This window comes from Pseudonocardia sp. OZ21 (assembly GCF_059359135.1).
In genome coordinates this window covers 74243-97068 of record NZ_JCADBN010000003.1, presented here as the reverse complement: position 1 = coordinate 97068, position 22826 = coordinate 74243, and the positions used below count along the sequence as shown (strand labels likewise).

20 protein-coding genes are annotated in these 22826 nt (G+C 73.7%); 11 read left to right on the top strand and 9 right to left on the bottom strand.

Going from position 1 to position 22826, the window contains the following annotated elements:
- The first annotated feature begins 6 nt into the window (after positions 1–6).
- Positions 7–612, top strand: coding sequence for a hypothetical protein (locus AC5L35_RS07305; protein ID WP_495058789.1), 606 nt, complete (start codon positions 7–9; stop codon positions 610–612).
- Positions 609–3833, top strand: coding sequence for an ATP-binding protein (locus AC5L35_RS07300; protein WP_495058788.1), 3225 nt, complete (start codon positions 609–611; stop codon positions 3831–3833). The genes AC5L35_RS07305 and AC5L35_RS07300 overlap by 4 nt, the downstream gene beginning before the upstream one ends.
- 3 nt (positions 3834–3836) lie before the next feature.
- Here the strand turns inward: AC5L35_RS07300 and AC5L35_RS07295 are convergent, their stop codons facing one another.
- A complete protein-coding gene (locus tag AC5L35_RS07295) occupies positions 3837–4109 on the bottom strand; it encodes a helix-turn-helix domain-containing protein (protein WP_495058787.1) in 273 nt (90 codons plus the stop codon).
- A 33-nt stretch (positions 4110–4142) separates the two neighbouring features.
- Here AC5L35_RS07295 and map point away from each other — a divergent pair, with 33 nt between their 5' ends.
- Positions 4143–4922, top strand: coding sequence for a type I methionyl aminopeptidase (gene map / locus AC5L35_RS07290; RefSeq protein ID WP_495058786.1), 780 nt, complete (start codon positions 4143–4145; stop codon positions 4920–4922).
- A gap of 178 nt (positions 4923–5100) precedes the next feature.
- Here map and AC5L35_RS07285 read toward each other — a convergent pair whose 3' ends face one another.
- On the bottom strand, positions 5101–5913 hold the full coding sequence (locus AC5L35_RS07285; protein WP_495058785.1) for an SDR family oxidoreductase: 813 nt from the start codon (positions 5911–5913) through the stop codon (positions 5101–5103).
- A 73-nt stretch (positions 5914–5986) separates the two neighbouring features.
- Positions 5987–6664 (bottom strand): LacI family DNA-binding transcriptional regulator, encoded by a 678-nt coding sequence (locus tag AC5L35_RS07280; RefSeq protein WP_495058784.1) that lies wholly within the window; start codon positions 6662–6664, stop codon positions 5987–5989.
- 205 nt (positions 6665–6869) lie between these two features.
- Between AC5L35_RS07280 and AC5L35_RS07275 the strand changes: the two genes are divergently transcribed.
- Positions 6870–7115, top strand: a complete 246-nt coding sequence (locus AC5L35_RS07275) for a hypothetical protein (protein ID WP_495058783.1) — start codon at positions 6870–6872, stop codon at positions 7113–7115.
- Between the two features lie 58 nt (positions 7116–7173).
- The gene (locus AC5L35_RS07270; RefSeq protein ID WP_495058782.1) at positions 7174–7617 is read left to right on the top strand and encodes a VOC family protein; all 444 of its coding nucleotides are present in this window, start codon (positions 7174–7176) and stop codon (positions 7615–7617) included.
- A 141-nt stretch (positions 7618–7758) separates the two neighbouring features.
- On the opposite strand, the gene AC5L35_RS07265 is transcribed toward AC5L35_RS07270, so the two are convergent.
- Positions 7759–9723: an acyl-CoA dehydrogenase family protein gene (locus tag AC5L35_RS07265; protein WP_495058781.1), complete on the bottom strand. Its 1965-nt coding sequence runs from the start codon at positions 9721–9723 to the stop codon at positions 7759–7761.
- Positions 9720–10367: a TetR family transcriptional regulator gene (locus tag AC5L35_RS07260; RefSeq protein ID WP_495059247.1), complete on the bottom strand. Its 648-nt coding sequence runs from the start codon at positions 10365–10367 to the stop codon at positions 9720–9722. The genes AC5L35_RS07265 and AC5L35_RS07260 overlap by 4 nt, the downstream gene beginning before the upstream one ends.
- 88 nt (positions 10368–10455) lie before the next feature.
- Between AC5L35_RS07260 and AC5L35_RS07255 the strand changes: the two genes are divergently transcribed.
- The 5 genes from AC5L35_RS07255 to AC5L35_RS07235 all read left to right on the top strand — a co-directional run bounded on the left by AC5L35_RS07255 (position 10456) and on the right by AC5L35_RS07235 (position 16651).
- On the top strand, positions 10456–11751 hold the full coding sequence (locus AC5L35_RS07255) for an acetyl-CoA C-acetyltransferase (protein WP_495058780.1): 1296 nt from the start codon (positions 10456–10458) through the stop codon (positions 11749–11751).
- Between the two features lies 1 nt (position 11752).
- Positions 11753–13096 (top strand): 3-oxoacyl-ACP reductase, encoded by a 1344-nt coding sequence (locus AC5L35_RS07250; RefSeq protein WP_495058779.1) that lies wholly within the window; start codon positions 11753–11755, stop codon positions 13094–13096.
- A complete protein-coding gene (locus AC5L35_RS07245; protein WP_495059246.1) occupies positions 13096–13923 on the top strand; it encodes a MaoC family dehydratase in 828 nt (275 codons plus the stop codon). The genes AC5L35_RS07250 and AC5L35_RS07245 overlap by 1 nt, the downstream gene beginning before the upstream one ends.
- Before the next feature lie 268 nt (positions 13924–14191).
- Positions 14192–15736 (top strand): adenylate/guanylate cyclase domain-containing protein, encoded by a 1545-nt coding sequence (locus AC5L35_RS07240; RefSeq protein ID WP_495058778.1) that lies wholly within the window; start codon positions 14192–14194, stop codon positions 15734–15736.
- 9 nt (positions 15737–15745) lie between these two features.
- Positions 15746–16651 carry a DMT family transporter gene (locus AC5L35_RS07235; RefSeq protein ID WP_495058777.1) on the top strand — a complete coding sequence of 302 codons (906 nt, stop codon included), beginning with the start codon at positions 15746–15748 and terminating at the stop codon, positions 16649–16651.
- A gap of 12 nt (positions 16652–16663) precedes the next feature.
- Here AC5L35_RS07235 and AC5L35_RS07230 read toward each other — a convergent pair whose 3' ends face one another.
- From AC5L35_RS07230 to AC5L35_RS07220, 3 genes are read right to left on the bottom strand one after another with little or no spacing between them, the layout of a single operon-like run.
- The gene (locus AC5L35_RS07230; RefSeq protein ID WP_495058776.1) at positions 16664–17557 is read right to left on the bottom strand and encodes a 5-oxoprolinase subunit C family protein; all 894 of its coding nucleotides are present in this window, start codon (positions 17555–17557) and stop codon (positions 16664–16666) included.
- A complete protein-coding gene (locus AC5L35_RS07225; RefSeq protein ID WP_495058775.1) occupies positions 17554–18159 on the bottom strand; it encodes a 5-oxoprolinase subunit B family protein in 606 nt (201 codons plus the stop codon). The genes AC5L35_RS07230 and AC5L35_RS07225 overlap by 4 nt, the downstream gene beginning before the upstream one ends.
- Positions 18156–18926 carry a LamB/YcsF family protein gene (locus AC5L35_RS07220; protein WP_495058774.1) on the bottom strand — a complete coding sequence of 257 codons (771 nt, stop codon included), beginning with the start codon at positions 18924–18926 and terminating at the stop codon, positions 18156–18158. The genes AC5L35_RS07225 and AC5L35_RS07220 overlap by 4 nt, the downstream gene beginning before the upstream one ends.
- 125 nt (positions 18927–19051) lie before the next feature.
- Here AC5L35_RS07220 and AC5L35_RS07215 point away from each other — a divergent pair, with 125 nt between their 5' ends.
- A complete protein-coding gene (locus AC5L35_RS07215) occupies positions 19052–19897 on the top strand; it encodes an SDR family NAD(P)-dependent oxidoreductase (protein ID WP_495058773.1) in 846 nt (281 codons plus the stop codon).
- 19 nt (positions 19898–19916) lie between these two features.
- Here the strand turns inward: AC5L35_RS07215 and ppc are convergent, their stop codons facing one another.
- Positions 19917–22757, bottom strand: a complete 2841-nt coding sequence (gene ppc / locus AC5L35_RS07210) for a phosphoenolpyruvate carboxylase (protein ID WP_495058772.1) — start codon at positions 22755–22757, stop codon at positions 19917–19919.
- Positions 22758–22826: the final 69 nt, after the last annotated feature.

The following is a 22826-nucleotide window of genomic DNA, read 5'->3' as shown; positions in this document are numbered from 1 at the left end:
CCACACGTGCCCACCGACCAGCTGACCATGCGTGAGCGGGCCGCCCTGCTGGCCCTGATGGCCGAGGCCCGTGAGCTGACGAACGCGGAGCTGCGCACCGTGGCCGGCTTCACCCTGGACGGGACGCCCCGCCGCCGGCTGAACGAGCAGAAGCTGGTGACCTCCCGCAAGGTCGGCCGCAGCTTCGCCCACGAGCTGACCGACGACGGCTGGGCGTGGTGCACCGCGGAGCTGTCCGCGCAGCGCCCGGATCGAGCGGGCTACCTGGGTGGGGCGTGCTACGCCCTGCTGGCCGGGCTGAGCCGGCGGTTCGCCCGGTCCGGGCAGCAGCTCTCCGACATCTTCCAGCCGGATGCCGAGAAGCAGATCCGCAGCGCGTACCTCCGCCTCGCGAAGGGTCCAGGAGCCTGGGTCGGTCTCGCCGAGCTGCGGGAGGAGCTGCTGGACGTGTCCCGCGAGGCCGTCGATGCCGAGCTCGAACGGATGGCGAGCACCCCCGGCGTGCACGTCCAGGCCGAGTCCAACCAGAAGGCGCTCGCCGAGGCCGACCGCGCCGCCGCCGTCCGCTTCGGCGGCGACGAGCGCCACCTGCTCATGATCGAGGCCGAATGACCGACGAGGAGCGGATGGCGCTCGCCGCCGTCCAGTTCAACTGGGCGGTCGCCCCGGACGACGTCTGGAGCCCCGTCACCCACCACGTAGAGGGCCTGCACGAGCGGGTTGCGGAGTCGGTGCTGAACTCCGTGCAGGCCGCGCGTGCGAGCACCGGAGCGAGCCCGATCGGTGTCGTACTGCAGGGCGAGCGCGGTGTGGGCAAGACGCACCTGCTGCGCTGGGTGCGCCAGCAGGTGCAGGAGAGCGACGGCTACTTCTTCCTGGTCAAGCTGCTGGAGGGGCACGAGTTCTGGCGCAGTGCCGTCCACGGGATCATCGACGGCTTCGACGCGGGCCAGGTCGACCAGCTCACCCCGTTGCTGCGCAGGCTGGCGGCGCTCGCCGGGATGTCGCCGCTGGGACAGGCGCGCATCGGGGGGACCATCCCGGTGTCCCGGGCCGACCTCGACGAGCTGGTGGCCGGTCTGCGCAAGGTCGACCGGCAGATCTGGTCGGACTGCCAGAACACCCTCCGGGCGCTCGTGCTGTTCCGCGCCGACCACCCGGACGTGCAGGAGATCGGTTACGGCTACCTGACCCTCGACGGTGACGTCGAGGAGGCCGCGCGCGAGGAGTGGTGCTTCCGGCCCGGAACCCGGCCGCGCCAGCTCGTGCTGCGCGACCTGTCCCGGCTGCTGGCGCTCACCGGGCCGACCGTGATCGCGGTCGACCAGATCGACGGGCTGATCAACCAGTCCGACGAGGCCACGGGAGTCGCCGCCGACACGAGGGCGAAGCGGAACGCTCTGGTCGGTGAGATCGCCGACGGCTTGATGGAGCTACGGGAGGCGACGCGCCGCACGCTGTCGATCGTCGCGTGCATCCCGGCGTCCTGGGAGATCATCAGGGGCCACACCGTCAACTCCGCATCCGACCGGTTCCGGGTGTCGGTGCTGCAGGGCGCGATGCCCGACGCGGACGTCGCCACGGCGCTGGTCGCGCAGCACCTCAGCAGCTGGTACGCCGAGGTCGGATTCACCCCGCCGTACGAGACGTGGCCGGTCCGGCCGGCGGCCTTCGCCGTCCCGAGCGCGCGGAACTTCACACCCCGGCGCCTGCTGCAGCGCGTCGACTCCCACATCCGCGACTGCCTCGACTCCGGCGAGGTGCGCGAGCTGGATGAGCTCACCGAGCGGATCATCGGTCCCGGCCCGGTAGGGCCTGCTGACGATGCGGTCCTGCTGGCGATGGACGACTGGTTCGCCCGGCTGCGCGAGGAGGCCGATGTCGCGCGTCCGCTGGACCAGGACAGCGAGGACGAACGGATGCCGGCCCTGCTCACAGCGGGCCTGAGCGCGTACATCGCGGAGTTCGGGGAGAGCGGGCAGCTGCTCGTGGTGGACCAGGCGCGCGGGCGCAAGCCTGCGCTGCACGCCCGGCTCCGGCGCACCCTCGACGAACAGACGGAGGACGAGACCCACGTCGCGTTCCGGGCGATCGCCCACCAGCATCCCCGCGCCGTGCAGAGCCGCATCGGCTCGGCGCGGACCGAATCCGGCCTGGGGGCGGGCGGGGACAAGCGCACGCTCGTGGTGATCCGCAACGCCTCCTGGCCGAGCGGCCCGGTGACGGCCCGGGTCGTCGCCGAACTGGAGGAGCTGGGCGGGATCGTCGTCCCGATCAGCGAGGCCGACCTGCGCACCTTCGCGGCGCTGGAGGTGATGCAGCGCCCCCAGAAGCCGGGGTTCCTGGAATGGCTCGCCGCCCGCAGGCCCGCCGGATCGACCGAGCTGTTCCGGCGGACGCTGGCCGACGCCGCACCTCCGGATGCCGCCGCCGTCCCGTCGGAGGTCACCGCCGCGCCCGTCCCGTCGGAGGTCGCACCCGCACCCGCGCCTCCGGATGCCGCCGAGCCGCTGCACGAGCAGGGCGCCGCGAGCCAGGATGCGACCGGTGAGCGGCCGGAACCCCCGGCGGCGTGGCGCCCCAGCCCGGTGCCCCGGCCCCGGGTACCGACCGTGCCGGTCGGCCGGTCCGCCGCCGACCAGCGCGACGTGCACGTGCCGCTCGAGTCGCTGCGCAAGCACACCGTCGTCTTCGCCGGATCGGGGTCGGGAAAGACGGTGCTGTTGCGGCGGCTGGTCGAGGAGTGCGCGCTGCACGGGGTGTCGGCGATCGTGCTCGACCCCAACAACGACCTGGCCCGGCTGGGCGACGCGTGGCCGGAGCCGCCGGCCAACTGGCGCGACGGTGACGGGGAGAAGGCCGCCGCCTACCTCGACCAGACCGAGGTGGTCGTGTGGACACCCGGTCGTTCGAAGGGGCGGCCGCTGTCGTTCCAGCCGCTCCCGGACTTCGCCGCCGTCCTCGGTGACGACGACGAGTTCGCCATCGCGGTCGGTGCGGCCGTCGCGAGCCTCGCTCCCCGGGCGCAGCTCACCGGGCGGAAGGTCGAGTCGGGCCGGGCGGTCCTCCGGGAGGTCCTCACCTACTACGCAGGCCACGGCGCCTCGTCCCTCGGCGGGTTCATCGACCTGCTCGGTGACCTGCCCGAGGGCATCAGCGGGCTGCGCAACGGCCAGAAGCTCGCCGCGGAGATGGCGGAAGCGCTGACGGCAGCCATGATCAACGATCCGCTGTTCGGCGGTTCCGGGGAGAAGGCCGACCCGTCGGTGCTGCTCACACCGCGGGAGGGCAAGAGAGCGCGCATCTCGGTGATCAGCTTCGTCGGCCTGCCGTCCGACGAGCAGCGCCAGAGCTTCGTCAACCAGCTTCAGATGGCGCTGTTCTCGTGGGTGAAGGCGAACCCGGCGGGCGACCGGCCGCTCGGTGGGCTCTTCGTGATGGACGAGGCGCAGACGTTCGCGCCGTCAGGGGCGATGACCGCCTGCACCGAGAGCACCATCTCGCTGGCCTCGCAGGCGCGGAAGTACGGGCTCGGGCTGGTGTTCGCCACGCAGGCGCCCAAGGGCCTGCACAACCGCATCCCGGGCAACGCCGCCACGCAGTTCTTCGGGTTCCTCAACTCCGGCGCCCAGATCAACGCGGCCACCGAGCTCGCCAGGGCCAAGGGCGGCCACGTGAGCGACATCTCGCGGCTCACGTCCGGCCAGTTCTACGTGGCAGGGGAGGGTCTGGCGTTCGAGAAGGTGCAGGAGCCGATGTGCCTGAGCCACCACCCGTCGAGCGCGCTCACCGTGGAGGAGGTCATCGCTCGCGCCGCGGTGGGGGTGGGGTGATCGTCAGACCGCCTGAGCGTCCGGCTCCTCCGACATCGGCGCTGCCGCGACCACCAGAGCGTCCATCGACAGGCCCAACGCCCCGGCCAGCGCCGAGACCGTGAAGAACGCGGGGGTGGGGATGCGGCCCGTCTCGATCTTGCGGAGGGTCTCCGCCGAGATCCCGGCGGCACCGGCCACGTCGGCGAGGCTGCGCTCCCCCCTGGCTGCGCGGAGCAGGCGGCCGAGCCGCTCGCCACGCTCGCGGTCGGCCGGGGTCAGGGGGACACGCACCATGGCGCCGATAGTAATACCGGTATAGTTATCTGCATGATTGCAATGAAGACCCCGGCCGAAGTGGACGCCGTCGAGGCTGCCGGGAAGATCGTGGCCGACGTGCTCACCGCCGTGCGCGAGCATGCCGCCCCCGGTGTCACGCCGCGAGAGCTCGACGCGCTCGCCGCCGAGCGGATCTCCGCCGCGGGTGCGCGCCCGACCTTCCTGGGATACCACCCGCGGTTCGCCCCGTCCCCCTACCCCGCCGTGATCTGCGCGAGCGTGAACGACGCGGTGGTGCACGGGATCCCGTCGGAGCAACCGTTGCGGCCAGGGGACCTGCTCAGCGTCGACCTCGCCGTGCACCTCGACGGATGGTGCGCCGACGCCGCTTTCAGCACGGTGGTGGGTCCGGCCGACCCGCAGGACCTCGCGCTCATCGAGACCACGGAGCGGGCCCTCGCCGCCGGCATCGCCGCCGCGCTGCCCGGAGCCCGCATGGGCGACGTCGCCCACGCGATCGGCTCCGTCGGCCGCTCGGGCGGGTACGGGCTGCTGGAGGGCCACGGCGGCCACGGCGTGGGGCGGGAGATGCACGAGGCGCCGCACGTCCCCAACGAGGGCCGGGCCGGGCGCGGTCTCGTCCTGCAGCCCGGGCTGGTGATCGCGGTGGAGCCGATGTTCCACGCGGGCGGGTCCGACGCCTACCGCCCCGACCCCGACGGCTGGACGCTCCGCACCGCCGACGGGAGCCGGGCGGCCCACACCGAGCACACCATCGCGATCACCGACGACGGACCCCGGGTGCTCACCGCAGGCCGCCCCACCAGCTGACCCCGCGAGTCGCCCGTTTCGCGTGCGCGAGTCGCCCGCTCCGGTCCCGCGAGTCGCCCGTTTCCAGCCCGCGAGTCGCCCGTCCGGTTCCCGCGAGTCGCCGGATTCCTGCGCGCGAGTCGCCCGCGGGCGACCCGCCGTGACGTCACCGCCACCGACGCCGGGCGACCACCGGGTGTCAGCCCAGCGCCGCGACCACGGCGTCGCGCAGGCCGGTGCCCGGCCGCCCGAGCAGCTTCTCCAGGTCGTCGGACGGCTGCGCGAACAGGCCCGACGCGATGAGCCGGTGCACGAACGCGGCCGGCCCGAGGTCGTCGGCGGGCACCGCCCGGTAGGTCACGGGGCGCCCGGAGACCTCGCTGAGGGTGTGGGCGAGGTCGGGCACCGTCCAGAGTGGGCCGCGCACCTCGTACACCGTGCCCTCGTGGCCCGGGCCGGTGAGCGTGGCCGAGGCGGCGAGGGCCAGGTCGGCGATCGTCACGAAGTTCACCGGCTGCCCGCCGTCGGCCGCGAGCAGCTCCCCGGACTCGGCGGCCGCCCGCAGCCCCGGGTTGACGAGCGCCTCCATGTAGAACGTGTTGCGCAGCAGGGTGTGCGGCACGCCCGACTCGCGGAGCAGCTTCTCGGTGGCGGTGTGGTCGGCGAGGAACCCGACGCCGTCCTGCGCCCCGATGGCGCTGGTGTAGACGATCCGGCCGACCCCGGCCGCGCGTGCCGCGTCGATCACATTGCCGTGCTGGCGCGGCCGGGTGCCCGGGGTGATGTCGGGCGACGAGACGAACAGCAGGACGTCGGCGCCCGCGAAGGCGGACCGGAGCGACTCGGGGTCCTCGTAGTCCCCGGCGCGGACCTCGACACCCTGGTCGGCGAGGGCGGCGGCCTTCTGCGGGGTTCGCGCGACAGCGACGAGATCGGTGGCCGGCACGCGCGTGAGCAGGTCCTTCGCGACGAGCCCGCCCAGCTTGCCGGTGACTCCGGTGACGACGATCATCCGCACTCCTTCTACAACGCTGACGGCGACGGACCGACGGTAGGCCTCCGGCTGCCGGTGACCTGCGAGGTGGTCACTCCCCACCGGCGCCGCCGGGGGCAGGGCCGGTGCTGCCCCGCACTTCCAGCCGCGGCCGGTAGGTCACGTTGTGCTGCGGCGGTCCACCCTGGAGCAGCGCCCAGAGCCGTTGCCATGCCTGCTCGCCGAGGTCGAACTGCGGAACGGAGGCGGTGGTGAGCGGGGGCGTGGTGAAGCGGGCGAACGGGATGTCGTCGAAGCCGACCACCGAGATCTGCTCCGGGACCGCGATCCCCAGCTCGTGCAGCCCGCTGAGCGCGCCGAAGGCCATCAGGTCGTTGTAGGCGACCACTCCGCTGGCGCCGCAGGCGACGACGGCGGGGACGGCGGCCTGACCGTCGGCGAAGCCCGATCCGCAGCGCAGCTCCACCAGTTCCGCACCGGCGGTGTCGCACACGGCGGCGCGCAGCCCGTGCAGCCGTTCCTGGTCCGAGGCGCTGGCCTGCGGGCCCGCCAGGTAGACCAGACGGCTGTGGCCCAGCCCGAACAGGTGCGTGGCCAGCACGCGGACGCCGGCGTGGTGGTCGACCGAGAGCGACGGCACGTCGAGCCCCGGCACCTCGCGGTTCACCAGTACGACCGGCTCGAGCCGGGGAACCAGCTCGGCGAGCTCGTCGTCCGGGAGCCGGGAGGCGGCCAGGACGATGCCGTCCACCCGGCGGCGGATCTCCACGGCGAGCAGCGCCTCCTCGGCCGGGTTCTCGTGGGTGGTGCGTACCCGCGGGAGTACGGCGACCGCGGCGCGTCCAATCGATCAGCTGTGTGCCGCAGGGCGCGGCCACACGGGTAGTCGACGCCACGCCGCTGGTACTCGCCGCCGGCCACACCCCCGGGCAAGCCGCGCCTGCCGGCTCGTGGCGCCGCAGCCGCTACTCGGAGTGGATCGCGTCGGTCCTGACCCGTCAGCGGACGGACGCCGAACCCCGAAGAACACCCACCTGCCGAGCGGGCACAACCGGCAGACCGACCAGCTGCCGGTCTACCTGCCCGGTAACGGCGGGCTGCTGGCAACGGTGGCGCTGATGGCTGCCGGGTGGGACGGCGGGCCGCCGGGCCAGGCGCCGGGGTTCTCGGACGACGGGAGCTGGACCGTCCGGTGGGAGGGAATCGCGCGCTCGCCGTGACCCGACGTTCCTGGAGATCAGGACAGGAGCTGACCGCAGAGGTGGCCACGATCGTCGGGTGACCGAGACGAAACAGCCCCACGCCGATCTGCACGCTCTCTTCGGCTATCGCGACGCTCCGGCCGCCATCACGTGGCTCCAGCGGGCCTTCGGGTTCGAGACGACCATGTCGTTCCCCGACGAGCGCGGGGGCATCGCCCACGCCGAACTCCGGCTGGGCGACGCCGTGGTCGTGGTGTTCAGCGACCACGACGGCTACGAGCGCCCGCCGCGCAAGGGCGACACGATGGGCTACGGGGTCTACCTCAGCGTCCCCGTCCCCGCTGACGTCGACGCGCTGTACGCCCACGCGGTGGAGGCAGGCGCGACCACGATCTGGCCCCCGGAGTCGACGGAGTGGGGCAACTACCGCTCCCGGGTGGTCGACCCCGAGGGCTTCGAGTGGTCGTTCGGGGTGCACCGTCCCGGCGAGCCCCAGGACGAGTGGACCGAGGACGGGTGATCCCCCGGGCGACTCGCGCACGAGAAGCGGGCGACTCGCGGACCGGAAACGGGCGACTCGCGGGGGGTTCCGCGAGTCGCCCGGTTGTGGGGGGCGAGTCGCCCGGTTTCGGGGGGTGAGTTGCCCGGGGGCGGGTCGGGGTCAGCCCACCGAGGCCAGGTCGGTCGGCTCCTCCAGAGACGGTGACGGGTCGGTCGGGGCGGCGTGGCTGTCCCGTTCGCCGTCGAGCAGCGGGCAGTCGAGCCAGGCCTCCGGGATGCCGAACCCGTCGACCAGGGTCCTGGCCTGCGGCCGCAGCTGACCGCAGAGCGTGTTGACGGCCTGGGTGACGGCCTTGGCCCGGCGCCGGCTGATGTACCCGTGCTCGATGAAGAACGCGCGGTCGCCCTCGATCACCGAGAGCGCGTACAGCTCGCGCACCTGCTCCAGCAGGCCGCGCACGGCCGGGCTCTCCACCCGGTCGACGGCTGCGGCGAAGGAGTCGAAGACGATGCGGTCGACGTGGGCCCGCGCGGCCACCAGCACGTGGTCCTGGGTGCCGTTGAAGATCGCGAACCGGTCGGCTCCGGGAGCCAGGGCCCTGCGCATCCGGCGGGCGGCCGCGGCCAGGAGGTGCTCCTCGCGCTCGACGAGCAGCCACCGCTGGCAGGCGCGGTCGCGCACGTCCCCGCGCCGGACGACGGCCCGCAGGCCGGTGCGCTCGGCCGCCGAACCGGCCACGAGGCCGGCGGCGAACCGGGCCTTGCCCACCAGATCGAGCTGCCCGACCCGGCGGCCGTAGTCCGAGAGCAGCGTCTTCGCCACCAACTGCAGCAGGACGGTGTTGTCCCCCTCGAAGGTGGTGAACACGTCCGTGTCGGCCTTGAGCTGCGGAAGCAGGTTCTCCGCGAGGTAGCCGGCGCCGCCACACGCCTCGCGGCAGGTCTGGATCGTGGCGGTGGCGTGCCAGGTGGCCACCGCCTTGATGCCCGCCGCCCTCGTCTCCAGGTCCCGCTGTTCCGCCTCGATGTCGCGGTCCGAGCCGGGCTCCCCGGCGAACGACTGCAGGTCGTGCATGTCCGACACGAGATCGGCCTGGGCGAAGTGCAGCGCGTACGTCTTCGCGAGGGCGGGGAGCAGCTTGCGCTGGTGGACGAGGTAGTCGAGCACCACCACCTCCTCGCCGGTCTCGGGGTCGGCGAACTGGCGCCGCGTGGCGCCGTAGCGGATGGCCAGTGCGAGTGCCTTCTGCGTGGCGGTGCCCGCGCCGCCCGCCACGCTGATGCGGCCGCGGACGAGCGTGCCGAGCATCGTGAAGAACCGGCGGGACGCGCTCGTGATCGGGCTGGAGTAGCTGCCGTCCTCGGCGACGTCGGCGAAGTGGTTGAGCAGGTTCTCCCGCGGCACCCGCACGTGGTCGAAGGCGAGCCTGCCGTTGTCGACGCCGTTGAGGCCCGCCTTGCGGCCGCAGTCGCCGATCGTGACGCCGGGCAGCGCCGTGCCGTCGTCGGAGCGGATGGGGACGAGCAGGGCGTGGACCCCGTGCGAGACGCCGCCGGTGATCAGCTGGGCGAAGACGACGGCCATTCGCCCGTCGCGCGCGGCGTTGCCGATGTAGTCCTTGCGCGCGCCGGCGTCGGGCGTGTGGATCTCGAACTCCTGCGTGGCCGGGTCGTAGGTGGCCGTGGTGCGCAGGTGCTGGACGTCGGAGCCGTGGCCGGTCTCGGTCATCGCGAAGCATCCGAGCAGGTCGCCGTCCATGATCGCCCGCAGGTACTTGTCATGATGACGAGAAGTGCCCAGTATCTGGACGGCGCCACCGAAGAGCCCCCACTGCACACCGGCCTTCACCAGTAGCGAGAGGTCGCCGTAGCCGAGCGCGGCGAACGCCGTGACCACGCCTCCGACGTCGCCCCCGCCGCCGTAGGCCGGGTCGAAGCCCTGGTGCGGGCGCCCGCTCTCGGCCAGCCGCCGCAGGTTGTCGGTGGTGAGTGCGCGGTACTCCTCGGTGCTCAGATCGGCCCCGGGTGTGAGCCGCAGCTCCCCGAGCTGCGCGCGAACCTCGGCGCGGACGTCGGCCCACCGGCCGTCCAGGACGCGCTGGAGCTCGCGGGGGTCGGACGTCATGCGGGTTCCTCCTTGTGGGAAGCCTGGCGGGGAGCCACGACGCCGGAGAGTCCGGACCAGGCCAGATCGGTGAGCTGGGCGGCAAGCTCGTCGCGGGTCGTTCCCGTGGGGCGGGCCAGCCAGTTGTCGGCCGCCGCCCGCACGAGCCCGACGATGCCGTGGCCCCACGACGCCGCGGCGCCGGTGTCGGAACCCGCGCGGCGGAGCTGTGCGGCGATCACGGCGGCGGCCTCGTCTCCGATGAGCGAGACGAGGTCGGCCACCGGGTCGGCGTCGAGGGCGCTGTCGACGAGTGGGCGGTGCACGACGAACCGGTAGACCTCCGGGTCGTGCTCGATCAGCCGCAGGTAGGCCGCGATGGCGGCGGCCGTCTTCGCGCGGGGGCTCTCGCTGCTGGCCATCGCGGCGCGCACCTGCGCCACCAGCACCTCGGCCACCCGTTCGCAGACGGCGACGTAGAGCTGGGTGCGGTCGGTGAAGTGGCGGTAGACCACGGTCTTGCTGGTGCCGGCCCCGGCCGCGACGTCGTCCATCCCGACGCCGGCACCGTGGGCGCGGATCGCGGCGATCGCGGCGTCGGTCAGCTCGGCACGGCGGGCGCGCCGGTGGGCGTCCCACCGGCTCGTTCGCTTGTCCCGGACCATCTTCACGGCACCGAGAGTACCGTGTACTTTGAGTATCGGCTACTGACGGGTAACACCCATCCTGAAGCCCAGACCCCGGGAGGAACCTGTGCCGGAGACCCGGAAGGCCGCCGTGATCGGCGGCAACCGCATCCCCTTCGCCCGCGCGAACGGCGCGTACGCCCGCGCGTCCAACCTCGACATGCTCACAGCCACCCTCGACGGGCTCGCCGCCCGTTTCGGGCTGGCGGGCGAGCGGATCGGTGAGGTGGCGGGCGGCGCGGTGCTCAAGCACAGCCGCGACCGCGACCTCACCCGCGAGGCCGTGCTCGGCAGCACGCTCTCGCCCACCACCCCCGCCTACGACGTGCAGCAGGCCTGCGGCACCGGCCTGGAGACCGCGATCCTCGTCGCCAACAAGATCGCACTCGGGCAGATCGAGAGCGGTGTCGCCGCCGGCGTCGACACGGCCAGCGACGCGCCGGTCGCGCTGAACGACGGCCTGCGCCGGGTGCTGATGGAGCTCAACGGGGCGCGCTCGCTGGGCGCCCGGCTCACGGCGCTGCGCGGGCTGCGGCCCGGGCAGGTCGTCCCGGAGGTCCCCCGCAACGCCGAGCCGCGCACGGGGCTGTCGATGGGCGAGCACGCCGCGCTCACCGCCCTCGAGTGGCACGTCCGGCGCGAGGAGCAGGACGAGCTGACCGTCGCGAGCCACCGCAACCTGGCCGCCGCCTACGACCGCGGCTTCTTCGACGACCTGGTCACGCCCTACCTAGGGCTGACCCGCGACCAGAACCTGCGGCCCGACACCTCCGTGGAGAAGCTTGCGAAGCTCAAGCCCGTGTTCGGCCGGGGCGAGGGCGCCACCATGACGGCAGGCAACTCCACGCCGCTCACCGACGGCGCGGCGGCCGTCCTCCTCGGGTCGGACGAGTGGGCGGCGCAGCACCGGCTGCCGGTGCTCGCGCACGTGGTCGACGCGGAGACCGCGGCGGTCGACTTCGTGCTCGGGTCCGACGGCCTGCTCACCGCGCCGCTGTACGCCGTGCCGCGGCTGCTCGAGCGCAACGGCCTCACCTTGCAGGACTTCGACTTCTACGAGATCCACGAGGCGTTCGCGTCCACGGTGCTCGCCACGCTCACGGCGTGGGAGGACCCGGCGTTCGCGAAGGAGCGGCTCGGGCTGGACGGCCCGCTCGGCGCGATCGACCGCTCGAAGCTGAACGTGACGGGGTCCTCGCTGGCCACCGGCCACCCCTTCGCCGCCACGGGCGGGCGCATCGTCGCGACGCTGGCGAAGCTGCTGCACGAGAAGGGCAGCGTGGGCGGGCGGAAGAGCCGGGGCCTGATCAGCATCTGCGCCGCGGGCGGCCAGGGCGTCGTCGCGATCCTCGAGGGGAACTGACATGTCCAACGACACGCTGCGCGATCTCTCGCAGAACCAGCTGGTCCGGCGGCTCGGCGTGCCGCGCATCCCGGTGCTGCGCCGCTACTCGCCCGGTCAGCCGCTGCTCGACGGGCCTGCGCTCGTGGGGGCCGTCGGCGCCGGCCGGTACGCGGAACAGATCCGTGCCCTGCTGAAGGACGCCGACGTCGCCGACGCGGCGGGGGACGGCAAGGTCGCCGCAGCCGTCCTCGACGCCACCGGCGTCCGCACGCTCGACGACCTCGCCGCCGTGCGGGAGTTCCTGACGCCCGCGGTCCGGCGGCTCGCCCCGTCGGGGCGGTTGGTGCTGCTGGGCCCGGAGCCCGGCACGGGCGACGTGGAGGCCGCCGCCGCAGCCCAGGCTCTCGACGGGCTGGTGCGGTCGGCGGCCAAGGAGGTGCGCGCGGGCGCTACCGCCAACCTGCTCGTCGTGCCCCCCGACGCGCCGCCCGCGGCCACCGACTCCGCGGTGCGCTTCTTCCTCTCGGCCCGCTCGGCATACGTCGACGGGCAGGTCGTGCGGGTCGGCGTGCCCGTCGGGCCGGCTCAGGACCCGATCGGCATGGACGCACCCGACGAGGTCGTGCGGCCACTGGCCGGGCGGGTCGCCGTGGTCACCGGCGCGGCCAGGGGCATCGGTGCGGCCATCGCCGACACCCTCGCCCGCGACGGCGCCACGGTCGTCGCGGTCGACATCCCGGCCACGGGCGAGGCGCTCTCGCGCGTGGCGAACCGCGTCGGCGGCACCGCGCTGCAACTCGACATCACCGCACCCGACGCCGCCGATCGGCTGCTCGGGCACGTGCGGGAACGGCACGGCAGGCTCGACGTGGTGGTGCACAACGCGGGCGTCACCCGCGACAAGCTGCTCGCCAACATGGACGCCGATCGCTGGGAGGCCGTGCTGGCCGTCAACCTGCGGGCGCAGCTCGCGATCAACGAGTCGCTGCTCGCCGGTGACCTGCTCAGCGACACCGGGCGCATCGTGTGCATCGCCTCCACCAGCGGGATCGCCGGAAACCGTGGCCAGACCAACTACGCCGCGAGCAAGGCGGGCGTGATCGGGATGGTGCGGGCACTCGCGCCCCGGTTCGCCGAGCGGGGCGTCACGGTCAACGCGGTGGCTCCGGGCTTCATCGAGACCGAGATGACCGGGAAGATGCCGCTGGGCACCCGCGAAGCCGGGCGCCGGATCAACAGCCTCCGCCAGGGCGGGCTGCCGGTGGACGTCGCCGAGATGGTCGGCTGGCTCGCCGAGGCCGAGACCGGTGGGGTCACCGGACAGGTCGTGCGGGTGTGCGGGCAGAGCATCCTGGGGGCGTGATGGAACTGGGCCCGCTCTACCTCAAGGCCGCGGTCGGGTCGATCGGGCGGCGCGCGTCGGTGCTCCCGGACGGCGAGCTGTCGCGGGAGGGCGTGTCCGTGGACCGCGCGCACCTCGCGGCGTACGCGCGGGTCTGCGGCTTCGCGGTGGACGACGTTCTCCCGCCGACGTATCCGCACGTGCTGGCGTTCCCGCTGCAGGTCGAGCTGATGGCGGACCGGGCGTTCCCGCTGCCGCTGCCGGGCCTGGTGCACGTCCGCAACACGATCACCGTCCACCGGGGGATCGACGCCGCCGAGCCCTTCGACATCCGGGTGCACGCCGAGCGTTTCGTCGCGCACCCGAAGGGCGCGCAGGTTGATCTCGTCGCGCGGGTCGACGCGGGCACCGAGCCGGTGTGGCACGGGCGCAGCACGTATCTCGCCCGGGGCGCCACGGCTCCCGCGGCCGACGGTGATCCGGCGCCGGCCCCGCCGCCGGGAGTGTCCGGCGGAGCCCTTGCCGCGGTCTGGCGGGTGGACGCCGGCACCGGCCGTCGCTACGCGGCCGTCAGCGGCGACGTCAACCCGATCCACCTGCACCCGCTGACCGCACGGGCCTTCGGCTTCCCGCGGGCCATCGCCCACGGGATGTGGACGGCCGGACGCGCGCTGGCCGCGCTGCAGGGCCGCCTCCCCGCCGCGCTCACCTACGACGTCGCGTTCGGGAAGCCGCTGCTGCTGCCCAGCACGGTCGAGCTGCACGCCGCCCCGGCCGTGGACGGCTGGAACCTCGACGTGCGCAAGCACGTGGGGGCCGTACACCTCACCGCGACCGTCCGCAGCTGACCCGTCGGCCTCGGATGGGGCGACTCGCGCACGGAAATCGGGCGACTCGCGCACCGGAAACGGGCGACTCGCGGGTGGGTGCGCCCGAGATCCGCTTTTCGGCCCTCGCGGGGGCGGAACCGTGGATCTCGTGGTGATCAGGGCGACTCGGGGGCCCGGAGCGGGCGACTCGCGCACTCAGAACGGGCGACTCGCGGGTGGGGGGCGCTGCGCTACCGCGACACGTGGCCATGTCGCGATCGGGAGCGCCGCCCTACGCTGCCCGATCATGGCGCGGTCCGTGCTCGACCTGCCGACGCGGATCGCGCTCGCCGTGGTCGTGGTGGTCGCCAACGTGGCCGGCGCCGGTGTGGTGCTCGTGCTCGCGGCGTGGGTGCTGCCCGAAGGACCGCTCGCGGATCCGGCCACCGTGCGGCTGCTGAACCTCGTGACGTTCGGCGGCTACCTGCTGCTGGCGGTGCCGATCGGGCTGCTGTGGGGAGCCCGGCGGTTCCGGCTGCGCACTCCCGGGTCCGACGGTGCCCAGCTGACGGAGCAGCGCTTGGTGCTCCACGGCCCGCTGCGGCTGGTCACCGTGCAGGCCGTGCTCTGGGCGGTGGCCGCCGCCCTGTTCGCCTGCCTGAACGCCCGCTGGTCACTGCGGCTCGCCGTCTCGGTGGGGGAGACGATCGTGCTGGGCGGCATCACCACCTGCGCGCTGTCCTACCTGCTCAGCGAGCGGATCCTGCGGCGCACGGCCGCGCGCGTGCTGGCGGCGCAGGATCCACGGCGGCGGGCGCTGCCCGGGGTCGTGGTCAGGGCGCTGCTGTTCTGGGCGCTCGGCACGGCCGTGCCGGTGGTCGGGTTGCTGCTCTCCGCGGTGTCCGTGCTGATCTACGGCGACGTGTCCGCCGACCGGTTCGCGGTGATCGTGCTGGCCGTCGGGGCCACCGCGCTGGTCGCGGGCCTGCTGGTGACCGTGGGAGCGGCGAGCGCGGTGGCCGACCCCGTGAACGCGGTGCGCCGGGCGATGCGGCGGGTGGAGGGCGGCGACCTCGACGCGAGCGTCACGGTCTACGACGGCACGGAGCTCGGGCAGCTGCAGTCCGGCTTCAACACGATGATCAGCGGCCTGCGGGAGCGGGAGCGCATCCGGGACCTCTTCGGCCGGCACGTCGGCCGTGACGTCGCCCGGGTGGCGGCGGCCACCGACGAGGTGCGGCTCGGCGGCGAGGTGCGCCGGGTGGCCGTGCTCTTCGTCGATCTCGTCGGCTCGACGGCCCTGGCGGCGAAGCGGCCGCCCACCGAGGTGGTCGGGCTGCTCAACCGCCTGTTCGCCGTGGTCGTCGAGGTGGTGGAGGAGCACGGCGGCTGGGTCAACAAGTTCGAGGGCGACGCGGCGCTGGCCGTGTTCGGCGCGCCGGTCGACGCCGCCGACCCGGCGGGTTCCGCACTGGCAGCCGGCCGGGTGCTCGCTGCGCGGCTGGCCGCCGAGCTGCCGGAGGCCACCGCGGGGATCGGCGTCTCCGCCGGGGACGCCGTGGCCGGGAACGTGGGTGACGTGCGGCGCTACGAGTACACCGTGATCGGCGACCCGGTGAACGAGGCCGCACGGCTCACCGAGCTGGCCAAGACGGTGCCCGGGCGGGTGCTCGCCACCGGCGCCGCCGTCGGGCTGGCGGACGAGGCGGAGGCCGCCCGCTGGACGCTCGGCGACTCGACGGTGCTGCGGGGCCGCGGCGCGCCCACGCGCCTCGCGACGCCGCGCGAGCCGTCAGGATCTCGGCGCGTAATGGCCGAAATCCGCGTGGATCAGGGGGAAGCCCGGAGCTAGCGTCGACCCGTGACCCAGCAGGCGACCCCGGCCACTCCCGCTGTCCCCACCTCCCGCTACCGGTGGAGCGCGGTGGCCGCCGTGGTGGTCACGGTCTGCGCGTGGGCGTCGGCGTTCGTCGCCATCCGCGCCGTCGGGGAGTCCTACAACCCCGGTCCGCTGGCGTTGGGACGGCTGCTCATCGGGTCGCTCGCGCTGGGTGCGGGAATGCTGGTCGCCAGGCGCTGGGTCACCCCCACCGCGCGGGAGTGGGCGCTGATCGCGCTCTGCGGGATCGCCTGGTTCGGCGTCTACAACGTGGCGCTCAACGCGGCCGAGCAACGGGTCGACGCCGGTACCGCCGCCATGGTGGTGAACGTCGGACCGATCCTGATCGCGCTGTTCGCCGGGCTGCTCCTCGGTGAGGGTTTCCCGCGGTGGCTGGTGGTGGGGGCGCTGGTCGCGTTCGGCGGCGCCGTGCTCGTCGGCGCGTCGACGGCGCACCTGGACCGGTCCGACATCCTCGGTGTGCTGCTCTGTCTCGTGGCGGCGGTCACCTACGCGGTCGGCGTGCTGGCTCAGAAATTCGTGCTGCGGCGGCTGCCCGGGCTCCAGGTCACCTGGCTGGCCTGCACGATCGGCGCCGTCGCCTGCCTGCCGTTCACCCCTGCGCTGCTCACCGACGTCGCCGCAGCCCCGGCAGGCGCCACGGCCGGGCTGCTCTACCTCGGCATCGTGCCCACCGCGCTGGCCTTCAGCACCTGGGCCTACGCCCTGGCCAGGATGGACGCCGGCCGGCTGGGCGTGAGCACGTACCTGGTGCCGCCGATCACGATCGTGATGTCCGGGCTGCTGCTCGGTGAGGTGCCGGCGCTGCTGGCGCTCGTCGGGGGCGTGATCTGCCTGGTCGGCGTCGCGCTGTCCCGGCGCCGGTAGCCGTCCGGCGCGTCAGTTCTCGTCCTTCCACGGCGGCGGCACGAGGACGAACCGCACGGTCTGGCCGGGCCGTACCTGCGCCGCCCGGTCGACGTCGGCGTCGAGCACCACGGCGCCCACGGGGTACCCACCGGTCACCGGGTGGTCGGCCAGGAACAGCACCGGCTCCCCGCCGGGCGGCACCTGGATCGCCCCGCGCACCATGCCTTCCGTCGGCAGCTCGCCGGAACCGGCGCGCTCCAGCTGCGCACCCTCCAGGCGCATCCCGACGCGGTCGCTGCGGCTCGAAGCAGTCCAGGCGGTGCGGGCGAGCGCAGCGGGGTCGGCGAGCCGGTCCGACCGGGGTCCCATGATCACCCGCAGCGTGACGGCACCACCGGGCGGCACCGCCACCGGCGCCACGTCCACCAGCGGGAGCTCGGTCGGCTCCGGGCCGACGGGGAGCACCTGGCCCGCTTCGAGCTTCGGCGGCCCCAGCCCGGCGAGCACGTCCGTGCTGCGTGAGCCGAGCACCGGCTCGACGGCGATGCCGCCGCGCACCGCGAGGTAGGTGCGCAGGCCGGTGGGCGGAATCCCGAGCCGCAGCACCTGCCCTGGACGCACCGTCACCAGTGCGTGATGGCCGACCGGGGCGCCGTCGACGTCGGCCGGGGCCGGGGCGCCGCTGAGTGCCACGGTGAGCGGCAACCGGTTGTCGGGCGAGGCGCGAACGGCCAGGCCGCCGAACACGACCTCGATCCCCGCCGCGTCCTCGGGGTTGGCCACCAGCCGGTTGGCCAGGCGGAGCGCGCTGCGGTCGGCGGCCCCCGAGCGTCCGACGCCGGACGCCCCGAGCCCTGGCCGTCCGAGGTCCTCGACGAGCGCCAACGCTCCGGTCGCCAGCACCTCCAACGCGCGGGTGCTCACGGGGCCTCCACGAACCGCACGATGCCACCCGGCTCCAGCAGAGCACCGTTGTCGACGTCCCACAGCACCGCGTCGGTGTGGCCGATCAGCTGCCAGCCGCCCGGGGACGCGCGCGGGTAGATGCCGCTGAACTCACCGGCCAGCCCGACGGCCCCGGCGGGTACGGACGTCCGCGGCTCGGACCGGCGCTCGACGTCCAGGCGCGGGTCACCCCCTGCGAGGTAGGCGAAGCCAGGGGCGAACCCGCCGAACGCGACGCGCCACGGCGTGCCCGTGTGGGCCTTGACCACCTCGGCCGCGTCGAGGCCGGTGAGCCGCCCCACCTCGTCGAGGTCGGGCCCGTCGTAGATCACGGAGATCTCGATCGTCTTCCCGTCCGGTGGTGATGATCCCGGCTCCACGGTCAGCGCCAGCACCTCCCGGCGCACCGCGCCGAGGTCGGTGCGCGGGGGGAAGGTGAGCAGTACCGTCCGTGCCGCCGGGACGATGTCGAGCACGCCCGCCGGTGGAGCCGCGCGCACGGCGTCGGCGAGCGCGAGCACCTCGGGCAGGCCGTCCACCTCGATGAGCAGGCCCGTGTCCCCGAACGGAAGAACGTTCACCCGGCCCGCTCCCCGGCGAACGGCGCCAGTGCGACGCCGGCGCGGTCGAGGCCCGCCCGCACGGCCGTGGCCATCGCGACAGCTCCCGGTGAGTCGCCGTGCACGCACGCGGACTCCGCGCTCACGCGCACGTCGGTGCCGTCAACGGCCGTCACGACGCCGTCGTCGATCATCCGCAGCAGCCGGGCCGTGACCTCCTCCGGGTCGTGCAGCAGCGCTCCCGGCTGGGAGCGGGGCACGAGGGTGGCCTCCGGCGTGTACCCGCGGTCGACGAAGAACTCGCGCACCGTCCGCAGTCCTGCTGCCTCGGCGGCACGCAGCAGCGCCGATCCGGGCAGGCCGAGCACGGGTAGCGAAGGGTCGTACGCCCGTACCGCGGCCACGATCGCTTCGGCCTGCGCCTCGTGGTGCACCGCGGTGTTGTAGAGCGCTCCGTGCGGCTTGACGTAGCGCACCGCGGTGCCGTTCACGCGGCACATGCCGTCGAGCGCGCCGATCTGGTAGATGATGTCGTCGGCCAGCTGCCCGGGTTCCACGTCGATGAACCGGCGGCCGAATCCCGCCAGGTCCCGGTAGCTGACCTGCGCGCCCACCACCACGCCGGTGTCGGCGGCCTTGGCGCAGGTCCGGCGCAGGGTCGAGGGGTCGCCGGCATGGAAGCCGCAGGCCACGTTGGCCGAGGTGACCAGATCGAGCATTGCGTCGTCGTCGCCGAGCACCCACCGGCCGAACGACTCGCCGAGATCAGAGTTGAGGTCCACTCTCACAGCTTGTCCAATCCGCGGGGCCCGCTCTTCGCCGACCAGGATATTTGAGCGTAAGGATCGTTGAACAATCCGGCAAGACGGGAGACGCGGTTCACTCCGCCGCCCACGCGGGCAGGATCGACGTCATGGCCAACGACTTCCCAGCCGCCCTCGTCACCGGCGGCGGCAGCGGTATCGGCAGGGCAACGGCGCAGCGGCTGGTCCAGGACGGATGGCGGGTCGTGCTCGCCGATCTCAACACCGCCAACGGCGCCGAAGCGGCCGCCGAACTCGGTGCGGCCGTCCGGTTCGTCCGTGCCGACGTCGCTCAGGAACCCGACGTCGAGGCGGCGGTGGCCACGTGCGTCGAGGAGTTCGGGCGGATCGACTGTGTGGTGAACAACGCAGGCGTCGGAGGCGCCTTCGGGCGGCTCACCGACATCGAGGTCAGCGACTGGGACTACACCTTCGCGGTGCTCGTGCGCGGAGTGTTCCTCGGGATCAAGCACGGTGCGGCCGCCATGAGGGCGGCGGGGCGGGGTGGGTCCATCGTCAACGTCGCCTCGATCGCCGGGTTCTCGGCGGGAGCAGGGCCGCAGGCCTACTCGGCGGCGAAGGCGGCGGTGATCAACCTCGGCCGGGTTGCCGCCACCGAGCTCGGGCCGGACCGGATCCGGGTCAACACCGTCTGCCCGGGGCTCGTGGCGACGCCGCTGGTGGCAGGCGGCGCGGCCACCGCCGCCGACGTGATGGCGCAGGCGCAGCCGTGGCCGGACCTCGGGCGCCCCGAGGACATCGCGGACGTCATCGCCTTCCTGGCCGGCCCCGCCGCGCCGTTCCTGACGGGCGAGGACATCACGGTGGACGGAGGCCTGCGGGCGTCCGGACCCCGTGTGCAGGCGGCCTACGGTGGCGACGCGGCCGCCCGCGGGTTCGTGGGCGTGAACCGCGGCAGCACGGGCGAGGCGCCGACCGTCCACCGCCGCCCGTGAGGAGACCCGGGCCGGCACGTCAGCCGGTGTTGCGCAGGCCCGCCGCGATGCCGTTGATCGTCAGGAGTAGTGCGCGGTGCAGGTCCGGATCCGGGTACTCGGTCTGGCGGCGCTGGGCCAGCAGCTCGACCTGCAGGTGGTGCAGCGGCTCCAGGTAGGCCGCGCGCACCGCGAGGGTGTTGCGCAGCACCGGGTGGCGCGCCAGCAGGGTGGTGCTCCCGGTGAGCTTCAGTACCTCGCGCAGGGTGCGCTCGTGCTCGGCGACGATGTCGTCGAAGATCGGGTGCAGGTCGGGCTCCACCAGTTCCGAGACGTAGAACCCGGCGATGCGCAGGTCGGTCTTCGTCAGCGTCATCTCGACGTTGCCGAGCAGGTTGGTGAAGAACGCCCAGTCCCGCATCTCGTCGAGCACCTCGCCGTAGCCCGCCGCGCGGGCCGCGCGCAGCCCCGAGCCGAGCCCGTACCAGCCGGGCACCACCATCCGGGTCTGCGTCCAGCCGAACACCCACGGGATGGCGCGCAGGTCGTCGAGGGTGGGGGCACCGCGGCCGGGCCGCCTGGACGGGCGGGAGCCGACGTTGAGCCGCCCGAGCTCGTCCACCGGCGTGGCCGAGGAGAAGAACTCGGGCAGGCCCGGACGCCCGACGAGCCCGCGGTAGGCCTCGCGGGCGGCGTCGCTGACCACGTCCATGGCCTCGTCCCAGCGGTCCAGCTTGCTGTCGCCCCAGCGGGCGGACTGGTGCAGCAGCGTGGCCTCCAGGACGGCGGACAGCATGATCTCGAGGTTGTCGTGGGCCAGCGCGGGCAACGAGTACTTGTCGGAGATGACTTCGCCCTGCTCGGTGACCTTCATCGTGGCGTCGACCGACCCGAACGGCGCCGACGCGACCGCCTCGGCCGACGGGCCACCGCCGCGTCCGACCGACCCGCCGCGGCCGTGGAACAGCCGCAGCCGGATCCCGTGCTTGGCGCTGATGTCGCGCAGCTGGCGCTGCGCGCGCTGGATCTCCCACTGCGACGTGGTGATGCCGGCGCCCTTGTTGGAGTCGGAGTACCCGAGCATCACCTCCTGGAGGTCGCCGCGGTTGCGTACGTGCTGCCGGTAGCCCGGAACGGACAGCAGGCCGTCGAGCAGCGCCCCGGCCTGGGAGAGCTCCTCGACGGTCTCGAACAGGGGCACCAGGTCGATGGACGAGCGCGGGTCGCGGTGCAGCTCCACCATGAACGCCTCGCGGGCGAGGACGGCGACGGCCAGCACGTCGTCGACGCCCTGGCACATGGAGACGATGTAGGTGCGCGCCACCTCCTGGCCGTACTCGTGCTGGACGTCGTGGAGCATGTCGAAGGTCGCCAGGACGTCCACGGCCGCCGCGGGGAGCCCGTAGTGCCTGCGCACCAGCGGGCGCCCGCCCTCGAGCTCGCGCGCGAGCAGGTGCGTGCGCTCCTCGCGGGACAGCTCCGCGTACGGCTTCGGCAGCTCGCCGAGCGCGTCGTAGACCGCGCCGAGGGCCTCGTGGTGGCGCTCGCTGTGCTCGCGGACGTCGAGCTCCGCGAGGTGCAGGCCGAGCGCCCGCGCGGTGCGCAGGGCCCGGGCGAGGGTGCCGTCGGCGATCCGGCCACCGAGGTGGGCACGCAGGGAACGGTCGATCACGGCCAGGTCCGCGATGTAGCCGTGTGGGCCCAGGTAGTCGACCCCCGGCCGGTGCTCGCCGTGGAGCTTGATGCGCTCGCGCGTGTTGGCCAGCCGCGCCTGGATGTAGGAGAGCTTGAGCCGGTAGGGCTCGTGGGCGTTGAGCCGGATGAACCGGTCGTGGATCCCGGGGAGGGCCCGGCGGTCGCGGGCCAGGGAGCCGCGCAGCTCCTCCGACACCCCGATCACGCGGGTGGAGACGCTCAGCTCACCGACCAGTTCCTCGACCAGGCCGTCGTGGATGCGGATGGCGCGCTCGGAGTACAGCTCGAGGACCTCGCGGGTGACGGCCGGGGTGACGTTCGGGTTGCCGTCGCGGTCACCGCCGACCCAGCAGCCCAGCACGAGCGGGCGTGCGCCGTCGGGCACGGTGAACCCGGCTGCGCGCACCTCGCGCTCGAACTCGCCGAGCAGTTCGGGTACCGCGGTGCGGCCGAGCTGTTCCATGTACCAGCCGATGGCCCGGGCCTCGTCGGCGACGGTGGGCTTGTCGGGGCGCAGCTCGTCGGTCTGCCACAGCAGGTCGACCAGCGCGCCGAGCGACTCGTCGGACGCCCCCCGGTCCAGCCCGTCGGCCACCCGGCGCAGGATCGCGAGCACCGACTGGCGCGAGGACTCCGTGGGGTGCGCCGTGAACACCGGCCTGAGCTCGGTGCGGGCCAGCACGGCCTCGACCTCGGCGCGGCCGGGCCCGCCGTCGTCGGCGGACTCGGCGAGCTGCTCCATGAGCCGGCGCAGGGGGCCGCGGCCCCCGGGGTCGGAAGCGGCGAGCTCCCTGGCCCGGTGACGCTGCTCGGCGATGTTGGCCAGCTGGAAGTACTGAGAGAACGCCCTGGCCAGCGACACCGCGGTGCCCGCGTCGAGGCCGGAGAGCAGCCGCGTGATCTCCGCGTCGCCGTCACCGCCCGCCTCGATCGCCGACCGGGAGAGCCTGCGGACCTGCTCCACCAGCTCCAGCAGTTCGGGGCCGCCGTGGTGGGCGAGGGTCTGGCCGAGCATCGTCGAGAGCCGCCGGATGTCGGCCCGCAGCGCTTCGTGGCCGGACTCGGAGGTGACGCCGGCGTGGGCGGCGACGTCCCGAGGTGCGCCCGCGCCACGGGCAGCAGGCGGATCGGGTGTCAGCACGCCCGGTACGGAGCTGTGGAGCATCGGCGTCGCACGGTCGCTCACTGGCGCCTCCGGTTCGGCGGTTGGGGGCCGCTCGCGCCGGTGGGAACGACAGGACCAGCGGACATCGTC